The 15,852-nt window shown below is 65.1% G+C and carries 13 protein-coding genes; 4 read left to right on the top strand and 9 right to left on the bottom strand.

The features are described from left to right. The first annotated feature begins 181 nt into the window (after window positions 1-181). Window positions 182-2,290 carry an OmpA family protein gene (locus NLM27_RS33130; RefSeq protein WP_254147273.1) on the top strand — a complete coding sequence of 703 codons (2,109 nt, stop codon included), beginning with the start codon at window positions 182-184 and terminating at the stop codon, window positions 2,288-2,290. A 53-nt stretch (window positions 2,291-2,343) separates the two neighbouring features. Here the strand turns inward: NLM27_RS33130 and NLM27_RS33135 are convergent, their stop codons facing one another. The 8 genes from NLM27_RS33135 to NLM27_RS33170 all read right to left on the bottom strand — a co-directional run bounded on the left by NLM27_RS33135 (window position 2,344) and on the right by NLM27_RS33170 (window position 11,462). Continuing rightward, complete coding sequence (locus NLM27_RS33135; RefSeq protein WP_254147274.1) at window positions 2,344-3,300, bottom strand: homocysteine S-methyltransferase family protein; 957 nt, start codon at window positions 3,298-3,300, stop codon at window positions 2,344-2,346. Between the two features lie 208 nt (window positions 3,301-3,508). After that, a complete protein-coding gene (locus tag NLM27_RS33140; protein WP_254147275.1) occupies window positions 3,509-5,266 on the bottom strand; it encodes an alkaline phosphatase in 1,758 nt (585 codons plus the stop codon). Window positions 5,267-5,370: 104 nt separating this feature from the next. Beyond that, the gene (gene argG, locus NLM27_RS33145) at window positions 5,371-6,708 is read right to left on the bottom strand and encodes an argininosuccinate synthase (RefSeq protein WP_254147276.1); all 1,338 of its coding nucleotides are present in this window, start codon (window positions 6,706-6,708) and stop codon (window positions 5,371-5,373) included. A 92-nt stretch (window positions 6,709-6,800) separates the two neighbouring features. Next, window positions 6,801-7,577 carry a phosphatase PAP2 family protein gene (locus NLM27_RS33150; RefSeq protein ID WP_254147277.1) on the bottom strand — a complete coding sequence of 259 codons (777 nt, stop codon included), beginning with the start codon at window positions 7,575-7,577 and terminating at the stop codon, window positions 6,801-6,803. A gap of 251 nt (window positions 7,578-7,828) precedes the next feature. Continuing rightward, window positions 7,829-8,323, bottom strand: a complete 495-nt coding sequence (locus NLM27_RS33155; protein ID WP_254147278.1) for a hypothetical protein — start codon at window positions 8,321-8,323, stop codon at window positions 7,829-7,831. Window positions 8,324-8,457: 134 nt separating this feature from the next. Continuing rightward, on the bottom strand, window positions 8,458-9,651 hold the full coding sequence (rlmN, locus tag NLM27_RS33160; RefSeq protein WP_254147279.1) for a 23S rRNA (adenine(2503)-C(2))-methyltransferase RlmN: 1,194 nt from the start codon (window positions 9,649-9,651) through the stop codon (window positions 8,458-8,460). A 199-nt stretch (window positions 9,652-9,850) separates the two neighbouring features. Continuing rightward, complete coding sequence (locus tag NLM27_RS33165) at window positions 9,851-10,507, bottom strand: invasion associated locus B family protein (protein WP_254147280.1); 657 nt, start codon at window positions 10,505-10,507, stop codon at window positions 9,851-9,853. Between the two features lie 97 nt (window positions 10,508-10,604). After that, window positions 10,605-11,462 carry an SDR family oxidoreductase gene (locus NLM27_RS33170; RefSeq protein ID WP_254147281.1) on the bottom strand — a complete coding sequence of 286 codons (858 nt, stop codon included), beginning with the start codon at window positions 11,460-11,462 and terminating at the stop codon, window positions 10,605-10,607. 244 nt (window positions 11,463-11,706) lie between these two features. Between NLM27_RS33170 and NLM27_RS33175 the strand changes: the two genes are divergently transcribed. From NLM27_RS33175 to NLM27_RS33185, 3 genes are all read left to right on the top strand, one after another. Further along, window positions 11,707-12,681: an NADPH:quinone oxidoreductase family protein gene (locus NLM27_RS33175; RefSeq protein ID WP_254147282.1), complete on the top strand. Its 975-nt coding sequence runs from the start codon at window positions 11,707-11,709 to the stop codon at window positions 12,679-12,681. A 331-nt stretch (window positions 12,682-13,012) separates the two neighbouring features. Beyond that, complete coding sequence (locus NLM27_RS33180; RefSeq protein WP_254147283.1) at window positions 13,013-13,912, top strand: hypothetical protein; 900 nt, start codon at window positions 13,013-13,015, stop codon at window positions 13,910-13,912. A 23-nt stretch (window positions 13,913-13,935) separates the two neighbouring features. Further along, on the top strand, window positions 13,936-15,108 hold the full coding sequence (locus NLM27_RS33185) for a TAXI family TRAP transporter solute-binding subunit (RefSeq protein WP_254147284.1): 1,173 nt from the start codon (window positions 13,936-13,938) through the stop codon (window positions 15,106-15,108). Between the two features lie 279 nt (window positions 15,109-15,387). On the opposite strand, the gene NLM27_RS33190 is transcribed toward NLM27_RS33185, so the two are convergent. After that, a complete protein-coding gene (locus NLM27_RS33190) occupies window positions 15,388-15,771 on the bottom strand; it encodes a YkvA family protein (protein ID WP_254147285.1) in 384 nt (127 codons plus the stop codon). Window positions 15,772-15,852: the final 81 nt, after the last annotated feature.

The raw sequence follows: 15,852 nt of genomic DNA on the forward strand, positions 1-15,852 counted from the left end.
GCAATCACATGTGAGGCGATTGCAACCTGCGTCTGAATGCGCAATGAACGTCACCATAATGAGGTGATTTGTGTGCAGAAATAAATCGGGCCGCGATGACGTCGCCCGCCACAATGCGGCCTAACGCGTAGCTGTTCATCCCGACACTTCGTCAAAGAACCTTCCGGGGAAGTTCACCACCATGACCAACCTTCGTTTCGTGCTGCTTGCAACGACGGCTCTGACCGCGATGCAATTCGCAAGCTCCGCATCGCATGCGCAAAGTGCGCCGCCGCTCGTGGTTGCGCAGGCCCAGCCACAAGAGACTGGCCCTGACGGAAAACCGAAGCAGCCTCCGAAGGGACCGCCAGCGGCCACGCCGCCTGCGCGACCGGCCACACCGCCACCCGCGGCGGCACCTCATCCGCCTGCAGCGCCTCCGCCGGCGGCCGCACCGCCGCGCCCGGCAGCGCCGCCGCCTTCGCCACCACCTGCGGCCCGCCCGGCTCCGCCACCGCCACCCCCGCCGCCTGCCGCCCCGAAGCAACCTTCGCAGCCGCCGGCCGCAGCGCCGAAGCAGCCCGCACCGCCGCCGGCAGCAGCGCCGCAGCAGCATGCCCCGACACCGCCTGCAGCACGCCCGGCTCCCACGCCGCCGGCACCGCCTCCCGCGGCGGCTCCGCAGCAGCACGCGCCCACACCGCCGACAGGTGCACGCCCGTCTCCGACGCCTCCGCCGCCCCCTGCGGCGGGTCCTGCGGGACGGCCTGCGCCTGCGCCCACGGCGACGCCCCCTGCTCCGACAGCCGCGCCCGCGGCGCGCCCGAACGCACCTGCCCCGGCGACCACCCCCGCACCGACGGCGACCCCGACGCCCGCGGCACCGTCGCCAGGCCGCCCGGGCGCACCGCCGCCCGGCGGACGTCCTGGCGCGCCTCCGGCCGCAGGATCACCGTCGCCGGCTCCCGGCGCCGCCCCAACGGCCACGCCGGCTCCAGGTGCCGGCACCCCGACGCCGCCGCCCGGACGTCCCGGTGCAGCACCGACGCCTGCTCCCGGCGCGGCCCCGACGGCGACGCCGACACCCGGCCAACAGGGTGCTACACCACCCGCGGGCGCGCCCGCTGCCGGAGCCCCGGCTGCCCCGCCGCAGGCCGGCGCCCCGGCCCGACCGCCGGCACCTCCCGCCGGCGCCGCAGCGCCAACCGTCGTCCCTGGCACGCCGGCCGCAGCGCCACCGCCGAACAGGGCGCAATACGCGCCGCCGACGGTTGCGCCCGCCTTCCGCGCTGCGCCTAGGGTCGCAGCGCCGCTACCACCACCGCCACGTCCGCAGCAGCGCGATCTGACGCCGCTCGCGGTCGGTGCAGGCGTAGTGGCCGGCGCCGTGATCGGCGCGACCATCGCCGACCTCCACAGCCAGCGACGCGAGGTCGTCGAAGGCGGCCGCACCGTCTACACCGAGCCGGACCGCATCATCATCCGCGATCCCGGTGGGCAGGCCTATGTCCGCGGCAACGACCTCTATCGCTTCCGCTATGGCGCCCGCGACATCCGCACCGACACGGTCGGCGGCGAGACCCGCACCGTCGTGGTGCGTCCTGATGGCAGCGAGGTGATCACCGTGGTCGGTGCGGACGGTTCGCTGCTGCGACGAATCCGCAGGGACCCGCGCGGACGCGAGCTCGTCATCATCGACAACAGCTATCGCGATCCGCGGGCGGTCGGCGGCTTCTATGTCGACGTGCCGCCGCCGGTGGTCAGCATCCCCTACGATCGCTACATTGTCGACGCCCAGGAGGCGTCGCCGCAGGTGATCTACGACACGATGCGGGCCCCGCCGGTGCAGCGAATCGATCGGCGCTACTCGCTCGACGAGATCCGCTACAGCCCCAATGTTCGCATGCAGATGCCGAGCATCGACGTCAACACGATCAACTTCGAGACGGGATCGTGGACCATTCCGCCGGACCAGGCGGCGCGGCTTCAGGTGATTGCCGACGGCATTAACCAGGCGCTCCAGGCCAATCCGCAGGAGGTGTTCCTGATCGAGGGCCACACCGACGCGGTCGGCAACGACGTCGACAATCTGTCGCTGTCGGACCGCCGCGCGCAGGCCGCGGCCGAATTGCTGACCCAGCAGTTCAACGTGCCCGCGGAGAACCTGACGTCGCAGGGCTATGGCGAGCAGTATCTGAAGGAGCAGACGACAGGGCCGAGCCTGATCAACCGGCGCGTCACCGTCCGCCGCATCACGCCGCTGCTCAATGGCGGCCAGGCCAACGCAGCGCCGCCTCCGCCGCGCCAGTAAGTCCGTCGCAAACAGAAAATGGCCGGGAGCGATCCCGGCCATTTTTGTTTGGATCAAGCACCTCGCGCCTGATGCGGTATGCAGGCATCGCAGATCGCTGCGGCATGCCGGTGATCAGTGCCACAGCAGCCGCCGAGCAGCCGCATGCGCGGGAACGCGCGCCTGAGCGCCAGATAGCGTCGGCCGAGATCGATGGGATCGCCACTGTCGATCACCTCCGACTCGTCAAGTTCGGCATGGCTCTTGGTCGAGGCGTTGGCCCGGACACCATGAATGCGCTCGACCCATGGCTCGCCGGCTTCGAGGGCACCCTCGAAATGGGTCGGATGAGCACAGTTGATCAGAAAATATTCGCAAGCGCGTTCGGTTGCATCATCGACCGTTTCGATCGCCTCACGCAGGGCCTCTCCCCTGACCAGTCGACCGTCGGTTTCGACCGTGAAGGAGACCGCAACCGGAACCGCCTGCATCTTCGCCGCGCGGACGACACCGATGGCTTCATTGATGCTGTTCAGCGTGAACGCGGTCACCATGTCCGCGCCAGCCTCGGCAAAGGCCGCAATCTGAGGCGAGTGATAGGCCATCGCCTCAGTGGCATCCATGTTCCCGGCCTTGTAGCCGTCGCCCCTCGGGCCGATCGCGCCGTTGATCACACAAGGCCGGCCAGGAGCCTCCCAGGCGCCACGCAATTCCTCGATAAAACGAATGGAACGCATGTTGATCACCTTGAGCCGGTCCACATCGTAGCCGAGCTTGGCACCCCAATCAGCATTGGCGCGCCAGGTCGGACTGTCGAGCACAAAGCCGAGCCCATGCTGCCGTGCGATGGTGAGATAGGCTTCGTAATACTGCTTCAGATGTGATCGGCCTTCTGCGCTCTCGAGCAGCACGAATGCAGCGAAGTGCGGAAGCTCCAATCCCTTTTGAAAGATCAGGGTGGTCTCCATGCCACCGTCGGTCAGGAAGATGCCGCCTCGATGCTGCGGCAGATCGTGCCTGTGTCTGGCCATTTGACGCTCCGTCGTGACCGGCCCCCTTAGTTCGGTCGTTTCAGCTTCCTTCCGGTCTCATCGAAGATGGTGCCGCAAAATGTCGCGCAGCATGCGACGATCGGACGATCATGCCGCGACCTAAACTGAATGCGCGCCGGTCGAAGCAGGAAAGCCAATACAGATGGCCGGGAGCGATCCCGGCCATTTTTGTTTGGCGCACGCATCGCTACTTCACGGCGGCGAGCCCAAGCGCATCGGCCATGACACGAAACACTTCCGTGTTGTCCATCGAGCCGTGCACGCGCTCGCTGCCCGGTCCGGTCGCCGTCAGGATGACGTCCTCGCCCGAATGCACGCTGGCGCCGATCATCGCCGACAGGTTGCCGGGGCGCAGCACCGCGCCCGGAACATCCTTGTATTTGTCGTTGGCCTTGAACGTGCCGTCATCACCGGCCTTGACGGTCGGCTCGTTGGGATTGTCGAGTTTTGGACGGAACGTCTCGTAGTGGTCCGGCAGGCTGGCGGAGAAGATGGCGAGCCGCCGGCTGACATCGACGCGTGACGGATAGCCGTCCGCGTCCGGCGCCGGATAGTTTGGAAATCCGGCCTGCTCGTAGACACCGACGCGCTCGCGCAAGGGAACGTTGGGCGTCGTGCCCATGTCGTCATTCACCGTGCCGACAAGGCTGTTGGGGTGATTGTGGTCCGCCAGCACCAGGATGAGGGTGTCGTCGCCGCGCGCCTGCGCCCATTCGCGCGTCTGGCGCACAGCGTTGTCGAGCATGATCGTGTCGTAGACCGCCCGCTCCATGTCGAGAACATGCGCATATTTGTCGATCAATCCGGATTCGACCATCAGGAAGAAGCCGGTCTCGTTCTTCGAGAGGATGTTCAGCGCCGCCTGCACCTGTTCGGTCAGGTCAGGCTGCTCGGGGAATTTCTTGACGCCGCCGCCTTTGAGGAATTTGCGGTCGAGCACGCCGTCCATGTTGCCGGCGGCGAACAGGCCGAGCAGCTTGCCCGTCTCGGGCTTTGCGGCAGAAACGCCGAGCTCGCCCGCGGTCGTCGCGACCTGATGGCCGGCGTCGCGGAACTTGGCGATGTAATCGGCCTCGTCCTTGCGTTTGGAGCCGGCCGCGGACTTCGGCAGAAAATTCGCGCTGCCGCCGCCCATCAGCACATCCGGCTTCGCCGCGAAGAACTGTTCGACGATCTCGTCATAGGCGGCGCGCCGGCGGGTGTGTGCAACCATCGCCGCCGGCGTCGCGTCTTCTATCTCGGTATTGGTGACGATGCCGATCGCCATGCCGTGCCGCCGCCTGGCGAGGCTGGTGATGGTTTCGACCTTGGGATCGTCGAACGGACTTGCGGTGCGGTCCGCGTAAACGCCGAGGGCGTTCACGGCGCTCTTGTGGCCGGTCGCATAGGCGCTGGCGGAGTTCGCGGAGTCCGTGATGATCGAATCCGAGCCTGCGGTCGCCACCAGCGCCATATGGGGCATATCGTCGATGGCGAGCTTGCCGCGGCTCTTGCCCTCCGAAATACCCTTGGACAGGATTCGGGCCGCGACCCGGTGCGCCGGCGACATGCCATCACCGATGAACAGGATGACATTCTTCGCCTTGCGCGGACCCGTGTCGTAGACCGTCCAGGTAACGCTACGCTGACGCGTGCCGTCGCTCACGTCCACGGCAACGCTGCCCGGCGTGGTCAGCGTGACGTCGCGCAGGATCAGGGCCGACTGTTCCTTGCCATCCTCTCGGTCGATGAAGGTCCCGGAACGACCGAACGCAGTCGCATAATCCGCGCCGTTCACCGTCACCTTCAACTTGGCCGGATCAACCAATCCGGGGAGTTCGACCTTGAAGTCGAATCGGGCTCCAGCCAGAATCTCGGCACGATCGATCGGATAGACCGTTTGTGCCGACAGTGACGTTGCCCAAAGCAGAACGATGAGAGAGGCGACGGCCGATCCCTTGACCATATTCGATGCTCCGCGATGCCCATTCCGAGGGGAAAGCAAGGAGCCTAACGGTCGACGATGACACCGTCATTATGTCGTGCCGCCCGATCGGGCGACATAAGGCCTCAACCCTTGTCGCTCTCCAGCCGGAAGATCTGCGAGCCTTCGCTGCCCGACAACAGGCCGGTGTCGCTGTAGAGCTTCAGCTTGGTCCGGGTGTCGGCGATGTCGAGATTGCGCATGGTGAGCTGACCGATGCGGTCGGCCGGCGTGAAGGCGGCGTCCTCGACCTTCTCCATGCTCAGCCGCTCCGGCGCATAAGTGAGGTTGGGGCTCTCGGTGTTGAGGATCGAATAGTCGTTGCCGCGGCGCAGCTCCAGCGTGACTTCGCCGGTGACGGCGCGCGCGACCCAGCGCTGCGCGGTCTCGCGCAGCATCAGGGCCTGCGAGTCGAACCAGCGGCCTTGATAGAGCAGCCGTCCCAAGCGCATGCCGCTGATGCGGTACTGCTCGATGGTGTCCTCGTTGTGGATGCCGGTGACGAGGCGCTCATAGGCGATGTGCAGCAGCGCCATGCCGGGGGCTTCGTAGATGCCGCGGCTCTTGGCCTCGATGATGCGGTTCTCGATCTGGTCGCTCATGCCGAGGCCATGGCGGCCGCCGATCGCATTGGCCTCGAGGAACAGCGCGACGGGATCAGAGAAGGTCTGGCCGTTGAGGGCAACGGGCTGGCCTTCCTCGAAACGCACCACGACCTTCTCGGCCTTCACAGTGCAGTCGTCGCGCCAGAACGGCACGCCCATGATCGGGTTAACGATCTTGATGCCGCTGTCGAGGCTCTCGAGATCCTTGGCCTCGTGCGTCGCGCCGAGCAGATTGCTGTCGGTCGAATACGCCTTCTCGGCGCTCATCTTGTAGGCAAAGCCCTGCGCGGTCATGAACGCCGACATCTCGGCGCGGCCGCCGAGCTCGTCGATGAACTGCTGGTCGAGCCACGGCTTGTAGATCTTCAGGCCGGGATTGGTGAGCAGCCCGTAGCGGTAGAAGCGCTCGATGTCGTTGCCCTTGAAGGTCGAGCCGTCGCCCCAGATGTTGACGCCGTCTTCCTTCATCGCCGCGACCAGCATCGTGCCGGTGACGGCGCGCCCCAGAGGCGTGGTGTTGAAATAGGTGATACCGCCGGTCGAGATGTGGAAGGCGCCCGACTGGATCGCGGCGATGCCTTCGTGAACGAGCTGCGTGCGGCAATCGACGAGCCGGGCCTTCTCGGCCCCAAATTCCTGTGCCTTGCGCGGAATTTCGTTGTAGTCGGCTTCGTCCGGCTGGCCGAGATTGGCGGTGTAGGCGTAGCAGCGCGCGCCCTTCTGCTTCATCCAGAGCAGCGCCGCTGAGGTGTCGAGGCCGCCCGAAAAAGCGATGCCGACTTTCTCACCCTTGGGCAGGCTTTTCAGGATCGTTGTCATGGCTCTTCCAATCGGGTCTCAAGGGCTGATGTCAGGGCGGGTTTGACCGGGCGAATATCAAATTTCGCACGCCTCGGCACCCATTTAATGGCTCAAATCGACGGCGCGGGACCGGTCTTGCCGCCAAACAGGCGCTGGCGGAGCCGGTAGCCGGGCCAGGCCAGCCGGGTCAGGGCGGCATCGACCGCCTCGTCCGAAAATCGCGTGCGCGGCCAGCGGTAGATCAGCGCGTAGGCGAACCAGATCACGACAAAACTGACGAGGCCGGCAATCGCCACATCGGTGAAGAAATGTCCGCCGAAGGCCATGCGCAGGCCGCTAGTCAAGGCGCCGAACACCACGGCGCCGGCATAGGCGAGCGGCCGCCATGCCGGCGGGGCCAGCGCGGCGGGTGCCAGGGTCCAGAAGGCGGTCGCGCCCTCGCCCGAGAAGAACGAGCAGTTGCGCGCGCAGCCGCCGCGCGGATCCCACCACGGCACGAACTGCTGGTCGCCGGCAAACTCCGTCACCACCACGGGACGCGGACGTCCCCAATAGGTCTTGAAGGTCAGGTTGGTGAGAATGCCCGCAGACATGATGATCGTGACCAGCAGGAACACCATCGCGCGCCCCGACACCAGCAGCGGCCGGTCGGGCCGGATCAACTTGACCACGAGCGCGACCAGCGACGGCAATACGAACGCCCAGGCGATCCACATCGCCGCATCCCGCGCGAAGCTGGCCCAGCCGTCCAGCTTGAGCGGAAACGTCCTCGTCTCGGGGTCGAAGAACAACGACGCGAGCTTGAGATCGAGCTCGGGATAGAGGCCGAAGACAACGCCGATCACGAGCCACAGCGCCAGGGCGATGAAAAGTCCAGTCCGGTTCATGGCGCGCGGTTTAGCGGAGTGGAGAGAGGATGGAAACCCTGGATTCGGTCGCGGCAAGCGACGTGAGCGAGCATGCATTTGTCGGAGCGTAATGCTTCAACGACGTCGTCCCGGCGAAGGCCGGGACCCATAGCCACCGGCCGTGGTTTGGCGAAGACTCAACCAGTTCGCTCACAACCCCTCCTCGGGGTAATGGGTCCCGGCCCCCGTGTGCAATTGCGCACTAGGCCGGGACGACACCGAGTATGTGGTCACCGCACATCCGGCCTTGAATTCGACGGTAGCGGCGGGGGCGGCTTGCGCGGAGGCGGCCGCTCGCGCCAGGCACCGGCATTGCGGCCGGCGATCAGCCAGTAGACCACGCCGGAGACGATTCCCGCCCCGGTCATGATCTCCAGGTGACGCCGCACGATGCCCTCGAATTGGAAAGTATCGGAGTGGAAAGGAACGAGCCCGAGGTAGCAGGCAAGCCCCACGACACCACCACCAACGGCGTAAGCGAGCGCGCTGCGGATGTAGAGCGCTTCGGTGATCGCGACGATGACCGCCGCCGGCACCAGCGCAAAGCCGGACACGAAGATGAAGCCGAAACCGAGCAGGATATCGATCGCGCCTTGATCGACGGGACCCGCGCCGAGATCGGCGAATTCCGGAAACAGCAGCGCGACGACCACGATCATGCCGCCGACGAAGCAGGCGGCGAGGAAGGCGAGGAAGATGACGATAAGGCGGCCGATCAGGGACATGAAGGGAAAGCCACCTTTGCCGTCATTGCGAGCGCAGCGAAGCAATCCAGAAATGCGTCCGCGGAGACTGCCTGGATTGCTTCGTCGCTACGCTCCTCGCAATGACGAGGATGCGAGAGCGCGGGCATAACAAGCTAATCCGTCATCGCCATGGCGCGCAGCGCCTGGCGCTCGCGGGCGCTGAGCTTCTCGGTTTCCGACTTGAGCTGGCCGCAGGCGGCGAGGATGTCGCGGCCGCGCGGGGTACGCACCGGCGAGGAATAGCCGGCGTTGAAGATATACTCGGAAAACTTCTCGATCTGGTCCCAGTCCGAGCATTCATAGACCGTGCCGGGCCAGGGATTGAACGGGATCAGATTGATCTTGGCCGGAATGCCCTTGAGCATCTTCACCAGCAGCCTTGCATCGTCGAGCGAATCGTTGACGTCCTTGAGCATCACATATTCGAAGGTGATGCGGCGCGCGTTCGAGGCGCCGGGATAGTCGCGGCAGGCCTGCAGCAGCTCCTTGATCGGATATTTGCGGTTGAGCGGGACCAGCTCATTGCGCAGCTCGTCGCGCACCGCATGCAGCGAGATCGCGAGCATCACGCCGATCTCCTCGCCGGCGCGCACGATGTTCGGCACCACGCCCGAAGTCGACAGCGTGATGCGGCGGCGGGAGATGCCGATGCCTTCATTGTCGCCGACGATCAAAAGCGCATCGCGCACCGCGTCGAAATTGTAGAGCGGCTCGCCCATGCCCATCATGACGACGTTGGTGACGCGGCGCGTGCCGTCCTCGCGATCGGCCCAATCGTTCAGGCGATCACGCGCGACCATGATCTGGCCGACGATCTCGCCCGCCGTGAGGTTGCGCACCAGGCGCTGCGTGCCGGTGTGGCAGAACGAACAGTTCAGGGTGCAGCCGACCTGCGAGGAGACACAGAGCGTGCCGCGATCGGTCTCGGGGATGTAGACGCACTCGACTTCATGGGCGCGCTCGACATTGTCGCCGCTCGGCAGCCGCAGCAGCCATTTGCGGGTGCCGTCATTGGAGATCTGCTCGGCCACGACTTCGGGCCGATCGACGGTGAAATGCTGCGCGAGCTCGGCACGAATGCCCTTCGAGATCGAGGTCATGTCGTCGAAGTTCTGGGCGCCGCGAAAATAGAGCCAGTGCCACAGCTGCTGCACGCGCATCTTGCGCTGCGCCGGTGCGACGCCGATCTCGCCGAGACGATCGGCAAGCTCAGTGCGCGACAGGCCGATGAGCGACGGCTTCGCCGGCGGCACATAAGTTTCGAGTGGAATCTTCTCCACCAATATTGCGTTGTGCGGCTCGGTCATCGGTTGCCTGAGATTGCTGCTGTGTCGTCATGCCCGGGCTTGTCCCGGGCATCCACGTCCTTTCCCGCCCGGAACCAGCGCGTGGATGGCCGGGACAAGCCCGGCCATGACGGCAGCACCTTTGGGATAGCCCCCTATATAGCAACCGGAATTGCCGATTGCGACGGTGATAGCGCCCGCAGGCTTAACGCCTGCAATTTTACCGCCTGCAATCCTGGGCGATCCGGTCGAGCGCCTGGGCGAGACCCTTCAGCGAAAAGGTATCGGTCGTCTCGGTGCCCTTGGCTGAGACGCCCTTGACCACGAGATCGGCGGATTTGCGCATGGCCTCGACCATTCGCTCCTCCTCCGCCGCGTTCTTGATCCAGAGGCCGTCGCCCTGCGTATACATTGCGAAAGCAGCGCCGCCGACCTCGACTGTCGATTCCGAGCCTGGTTTCAACGCGTAACCGATCATGACCGAGACTTCGTTGCTGACCTTCTCCGCCGGCCTGGTCGAGACGAACGCATAGGCGGGATCGCGCGGCCGATTCGGCGGATTGGTCTTCGACGACGAGGGCTTGGCCAGCGCAAAACAGACTTTCTTGCCGCTGGGCGTCGCCGAATAGGCGCCCCAGGTCCCGAACTGGCCGATCAAGGTCGGCTCTGCACCGCCCGCAACCGCGGCGGCCGGGGCCGCCGATTTGCTCTCGGGCTTTGCAGCCGTCTTCGCAGTCGTGTGGGCCGCCGGCGCAGCCGGTTTCGGTGCGGCCTTCGGCGCCGGTTGCGTCGGTTGCGTCGTCTGCGCCCGCGCGGAATCGGCGACTCCGCCGGCCGCCACGCCAGTCATCACAGCTAAAATCAGCACCCGCCACATGCTGGAGTGGTTCCCTCAATATTGTGACTGGAAGATGGCCCGGCCGCGCTTTGTCCCCGTGCAGGGATAGCCGGAAAAGTCCAGTTTGGGAAGGCAGTTAGCCGGATGACAGCGGCTGGCTTCTGAATCGCGCGGCGCGCTGCTCGGTCCATTGCGCCTCGCTCCAGCCGAGCAGGTCCTCGGCGCCGGAACTGCGCAAGTGCGCGCCACCGTCGATCACCACCATCTCGCCGTTGATGTAGCCGGCGCGTTCCGAGACCAGGAAGCTGGCGAGATCGGCAAGCTCGCGGTGCTCGCCCGTGCGTCCCAGCGGATTGCGCGACGTCCAGCCTTCGTCGCGGCCTTCGGGACGCAGCTGTCCGGTGGCGCCGGCGGTCGGGAACGGACCCGGGGCGATCGCGACGGTGCGAATTCCCTTCGGACCCCACTCCACCGCGAGGCTCTTGGTCATCGCCAGCACCGCCGATTTCGCCATCGCCGACGGCACGGTGAAGGCGCGGCCGGTGATGGTCGAAGTCGACAGGATCGAGAGCACGACGCCGCCATGCTTGCCGTCGATCCAGCGCTTCCCGGCGGCGAGCGTGCAATACATCGCGCCATGGAGCGTTGGCGCGAGGATCGCATCCGCGGCGCGGAATGAGAGATGCTCGCTCTGCGCGACAAACGTTGCGGCCGCGTTGTTGACGAGAATATCGAGCGGCGCCTCTCGCCAGATCGCGTCCATCATGTCATCCACGGCCGCGCCGTCGCGAACGTCGCAGGCGACGATCTTGACCTTGCCACCGGTCTCTTCGCGCATCTCATTCGCCGTAGCCTCGAGCCGATCGAGCTTGCGACCGCAGATGACGAGCTCGGCACCCAGGCTGAGGAAACGACGCCCCATCGCCGCGCCAAGGCCCGAGCCGCCGCCGGTGACGAGGATGCGCTTGTTCTTGAGCAGGCCTGTTTCAAACATCGTTTGAATCCTCGCTGTTTCCGCACACTTCGTCATTGCGAGCGAAGCGAAGCAATCCAGAATCCGTCCTGCGGAAATAGTCTGGATTGCTTCGCTTCGCTCGCAATGACGAGGATAGGCCGAACATAGCATCTGGCAAAGAATCCCGATTGTCGCCGGTGCCTAAATCCGGCAAAACCGGGCCAACTATATCCGGCAAAACCGGGCCAACTATAATTCCACTCGAAACGCCCCAGGTGCCGCCATGAAAGCCATCCTCTGCTCGCAATATTGCCAGCCCGACGATCTCGTGTTGGCCGAGGTGCCGGACCCCGTGGCGGGCCCCGGCGAAGCCGTGATCGCGATCAAGGCGGCGGCGCTGAACTTCTTCGACATCCTGATGATCCAGGGCAAGTATCAGATCAAGCCGCCGTTCCCGTTCTCGCCGGCCGCCGAAGTCGCCGGCGTGATCGAGAGCATCGGCGCTGGCGTGACTGATCTCAAAGTCGGCGATCGCGTCGTCGCGTCCTGCGGCCACAACGGCGCACGCGAAAAGATCGCGCTGCCGGCGGCTTCGATCGTGAAGATTCCCGACAATCTCGACTATGACCGCGCGGCCGGCATCATCATCATTTACGGCACCGCGCTGCATGCGCTGGAGGATCGCGCGAGCCCGAAGCCGGGCGAGACGCTCGCGGTGCTCGGCGCGGCCGGCGGCACGGGCCTTGCCGCCTGCGAGCTCGGCAAGCTGATGGGCCTGAAGGTGATCGCCTGCGCCTCGTCGGAGGAGAAGCTCGAATTCGCCAAAGCACATGGCGCCGAGCTGACATTGAACTACGGCAAGGAAGATCTGAAGGAAGGTCTACGCAAGCTCACCGGCGGCAAAGGCGTCGACATCATCTTCGATCCCGTGGGCGGCGCATATGCCGAGCAGGCGCTGCGCTCGATCGCCTGGGAAGGCCGTTTCCTCGTGATCGGCTTTGCCGCCGGCGACATTCCGAAGATGCCGCTGAACCTCGCGCTGCTGAAGGGCTGCGACATCCGCGGCGTATTCTGGGGCGCGTGGACGCGGCTCAATCCGGCGAAGAACCGCGCCAATCTCGAGAAGCTCGTGAAGTGGACGGCGGAAGGCAAGATCTCATCGCATGTCGATCGCACCTTCCCGCTGGCACAGACCGCGGACGCGTTGAAGGTGCTCGCGGGACGCCAGGCGATGGGCAAGGTCATCTTGCATCCGTGAGGATGTCGACGACGGCGTCGCCTGCTACGCCCATTCGCCAAGCATATCACTGTCATCGACCGCTCAATGCGCAGTTGCGCACTTGGGCGGGCGAAAGACGCCACAATTGGGAAAACCTTCCTCAACCATAGCGCCAAAATCTTGGTGTATTCCCCCACCTCGCCTCAATCAAACCTAAATATTTCCTGATTCGCGCAAACCGTTGTCGCTTTTTGGGCTGATTCAGACGGCGATTTACTCGCTCCAGTTGACAGGGAACTTTCTGGACAAAAGCAAGAAAACTGAAGCCGGGAGTGCCCCCTGCGTTGCGTCAGTAATGGGGAGCTTCACCATGGAGACGACGGCATACCGCCCGTCGAACGAATCAAGCGCGTTCGAGTTCAATCGAGCCGCATCACACCCGCAGACCGCGTCCTTTATCCGAGCGCGTGCTGCACGGGCCGATCTTTCGCAGGACGATCCGGTTCCACTATTTCTGTCCGATCCGCTCGGGGCGCCGGACCCAAGCGAATATGCGCCGGTGGAATTGCGCTCCAGAATCGTCCCGCGCGTGCTCGCGGCCGTTCTGGTGGTATCCACCCTGGCAGTTCTGGTCACCCTGTATCAGTCCGACTTTCGCGGCCTCCTCGCCGCCAATGCCGGCAATTGGGTGGGCTTCGCGGCGGACCAAGCCATGGCGGCGGTCAGAACGCCGGCCATCCCGCAGACCCCGCTCAAGGATCCGGGCCGCGTAAGCGACACGAAGCTGGCAAGCGCCGACACGCAGGCTATCCTTGCGCCGGCAACGCCGAGCCGTGAGGCGATCGCGACCGCCTATCAGACGGCGCTGCAAGCCCAGACGCCCGCCGCCGTCGCGGCACCGCCCGCGCCCGTTGCGGCACCGCCTGTGCCTGTTGCGGCACCGCCCGCGTCCGTCGCAGCGCCGGCCGCGCCGCCTCCGCCCGCCAAGACGCTCGACGCCGACACGCTGGCCGGGCTGATGACGCGCGCGAAGAGCCTGCTGGGCGTCGGCGATATCGCTGCGGCCCGCCTGCTGCTTGAACGTGCGGCCAATGCACAGGATCCGACGGCGGCGTTCATGCTAGCGCAGAGCTATGACCCGGCGGTGCTGGGCACCAGCGACTCGCGGCGCATCTCCGCCGACGCGACCGCCGCGCGCGATTGGTACCAGAAAGCCGCGGCACTCGGATCGGCGGACGCGCGGCAGCGCCTCGGCCAGCTTCAGAACTAGAACTCTTTGATTTAGAGGACATCATGCGTAACGCTTTGGGAATGGCGCTTGCCGCCATCATGACGATCTGTGCCTTCGCGGCACGTGCCGAGTCGCAGACCGAATACGATCCGGCCAAGGTTTCGGACAGCCTGAAGGCCATCTTCCAGTTCGGCTCGACCTCGACCAAGCAGGCGCTGAACGCCAACACCGTCACGCTGATCACCGGCACGATCGGCGGCACCTATGTGCAGTTCGGCGCCGACCTCGCCTCGGTGCTCGACGACGGCAACAAGATCCGCGTGCTGCCGATCGTCGGCCGCGGCTCGGTGCAGAGCGTCGCCGACATCCTGTTCCTGCAGGGTGTCGATCTCGGCATCGTGCGGGCCGACACGCTCGACTATCTCGAGCGCAAGGGCTTTGCCAAGGACATCAAGAAGCAGTTCACCTATGTGACCAAGCTCTACAATGAAGAGATGCAGGTCATCGCGCCGAAGTCGATCGCCACGCTCAAGGACCTCGAAGGCAAGACGGTGAGCGTGGACCTGCCCAATGGCGGCACCTTCGTCACCGCGCTCACCGTGTTCGAGCGTCTCGGGCTCAAGGCGAACTTCGTCTATGTCGAGCAGCGCATCGCAATGGAGAAGCTGAAGGCCGGCCAGATCGACGCCGTCATCGTGGTCGGCGGCAAGCCGTACAAATCGGTTTCGACTTTCAATAATGACGGCCGCTTCCATCTTGCCAAGGTCGATTATGCAAAGCCGCTCCAGAGCGACTACCTGCCGGCAACGCTGACCGCCAAGGACTACCCCAACCTGATCAAGGAAGGCGAGAGCGTGGACACGATCGCAGTGCCTGCCGTGCTTGCGGCGTATAATTGGGCGCCGAACACCGAGCGCTATCGCAAGATCGCGCTGTTCGTGGACGCGTTCTTCACGAAATTCCCCTCGCTTCAGAACCCGCCCTTCCATCCCAAGTGGAAGGAGGTCTCGCTCGCGGCGCCCCTGGCGAGCTGGAACAGATTGCCGGTGGCGCAGCAATGGCTCGACAAACACGGTGTCGAGCCGGTGACGCAGAAGCGCTTCGAGGCGTTCCTGAAGCAGAATCCGGCGGCCGCAAAAGTGTCCGACGCGGACAAGGAAGCGCTGTTCAGGCAATTCCAGGCGTGGGACGCGGAGAATGCGCGGGCCCAGGCGATGCCGGAGAAGAAGAAGTGAAAGCCGTCATTGCGATGAGTTCGCGATAGACCTTGCGAAGCAATTTTCGCACTGAAGCGTCGAAGCAATCCAGACCGCCGCTGCGGAAACATCTCTGGATTGCTTCGCTGCGCTCGCAATGACGATTGAGACGCGCTCTTGCCCCACACTCACCGTCGTCGCCCGGCTTGACCGGGCGATCCAGGACTCCGTGACGTCAATGGTTGAGCCGAGGCGCCGCGGCGTACTGGATTCCCCGCCTTCGCGGGGAATGACAAGCAGCGCGTGCGATTGAGCCGCCTACTGCTCCGCCTCCGCCTCATCCAGCCCGCGCTTCAACGCGGTACGGGCGGCGTCGCGATGCTCGTTCGTGATGTGGCCGGCGACCATGCGGATCGCCGTGGCGAGCACGGCGGCGTCATCGGCGAAACCGAGGATCGGCATCACGTCAGTGACGAAGTCGAACGGCAGGATGAAATAGGCGATCGCCCCGAGCAGCGAGGCCTGGACATGGCGCGGCGTCTGCCGGTCGAAAGCGCAGTAATAGGCGGCGAGCAGATCTTCCGCGAACGGCAGTTGCGCAGCGACGCGCTTCAACTTGCGCCAGAAGCGGCGGCGCACGCCCTCACGGTCTTTCGCGAGCCGATCGGCCGGCTCGAAGCCGACGCTGTGTTCGGCAGCCATGCTCAAAAACTCCCCGTTCGGCCGCAGCGGCGCATCGCCGCATCGCCTGCTGATCACAAGATGGGGATGAGGCCGGGCACC

The sequence above is a fragment of the Bradyrhizobium sp. CCGB12 genome, assembly GCF_024199845.1.
Classification (GTDB): domain Bacteria; phylum Pseudomonadota; class Alphaproteobacteria; order Rhizobiales; family Xanthobacteraceae; genus Bradyrhizobium.

Bases quoted from the DNA above. Each gene is read 5' to 3' on its own strand.
- NLM27_RS33130 (WP_254147273.1), top strand. From the start codon at position 182: ATGACCAACCTTCGTTTCGTGCTGCTTGCAACGACGGCTCTGACCGCG.
- NLM27_RS33135 (WP_254147274.1), bottom strand. From the start codon at position 3,300: ATGGCCAGACACAGGCACGATCTGCCGCAGCATCGAGGCGGCATCTTC.
- NLM27_RS33140 (WP_254147275.1), bottom strand. From the start codon at position 5,266: ATGGTCAAGGGATCGGCCGTCGCCTCTCTCATCGTTCTGCTTTGGGCA.
- argG (WP_254147276.1), bottom strand. From the start codon at position 6,708: ATGACAACGATCCTGAAAAGCCTGCCCAAGGGTGAGAAAGTCGGCATC.
- NLM27_RS33150 (WP_254147277.1), bottom strand. From the start codon at position 7,577: ATGAACCGGACTGGACTTTTCATCGCCCTGGCGCTGTGGCTCGTGATC.
- NLM27_RS33155 (WP_254147278.1), bottom strand. From the start codon at position 8,323: ATGTCCCTGATCGGCCGCCTTATCGTCATCTTCCTCGCCTTCCTCGCC.
- rlmN (WP_254147279.1), bottom strand. From the start codon at position 9,651: ATGACCGAGCCGCACAACGCAATATTGGTGGAGAAGATTCCACTCGAA.
- NLM27_RS33165 (WP_254147280.1), bottom strand. From the start codon at position 10,507: ATGTGGCGGGTGCTGATTTTAGCTGTGATGACTGGCGTGGCGGCCGGC.
- NLM27_RS33170 (WP_254147281.1), bottom strand. From the start codon at position 11,462: ATGTTTGAAACAGGCCTGCTCAAGAACAAGCGCATCCTCGTCACCGGC.
- NLM27_RS33175 (WP_254147282.1), top strand. From the start codon at position 11,707: ATGAAAGCCATCCTCTGCTCGCAATATTGCCAGCCCGACGATCTCGTG.
- NLM27_RS33180 (WP_254147283.1), top strand. From the start codon at position 13,013: ATGGAGACGACGGCATACCGCCCGTCGAACGAATCAAGCGCGTTCGAG.
- NLM27_RS33185 (WP_254147284.1), top strand. From the start codon at position 13,936: ATGCGTAACGCTTTGGGAATGGCGCTTGCCGCCATCATGACGATCTGT.
- NLM27_RS33190 (WP_254147285.1), bottom strand. From the start codon at position 15,771: ATGGCTGCCGAACACAGCGTCGGCTTCGAGCCGGCCGATCGGCTCGCG.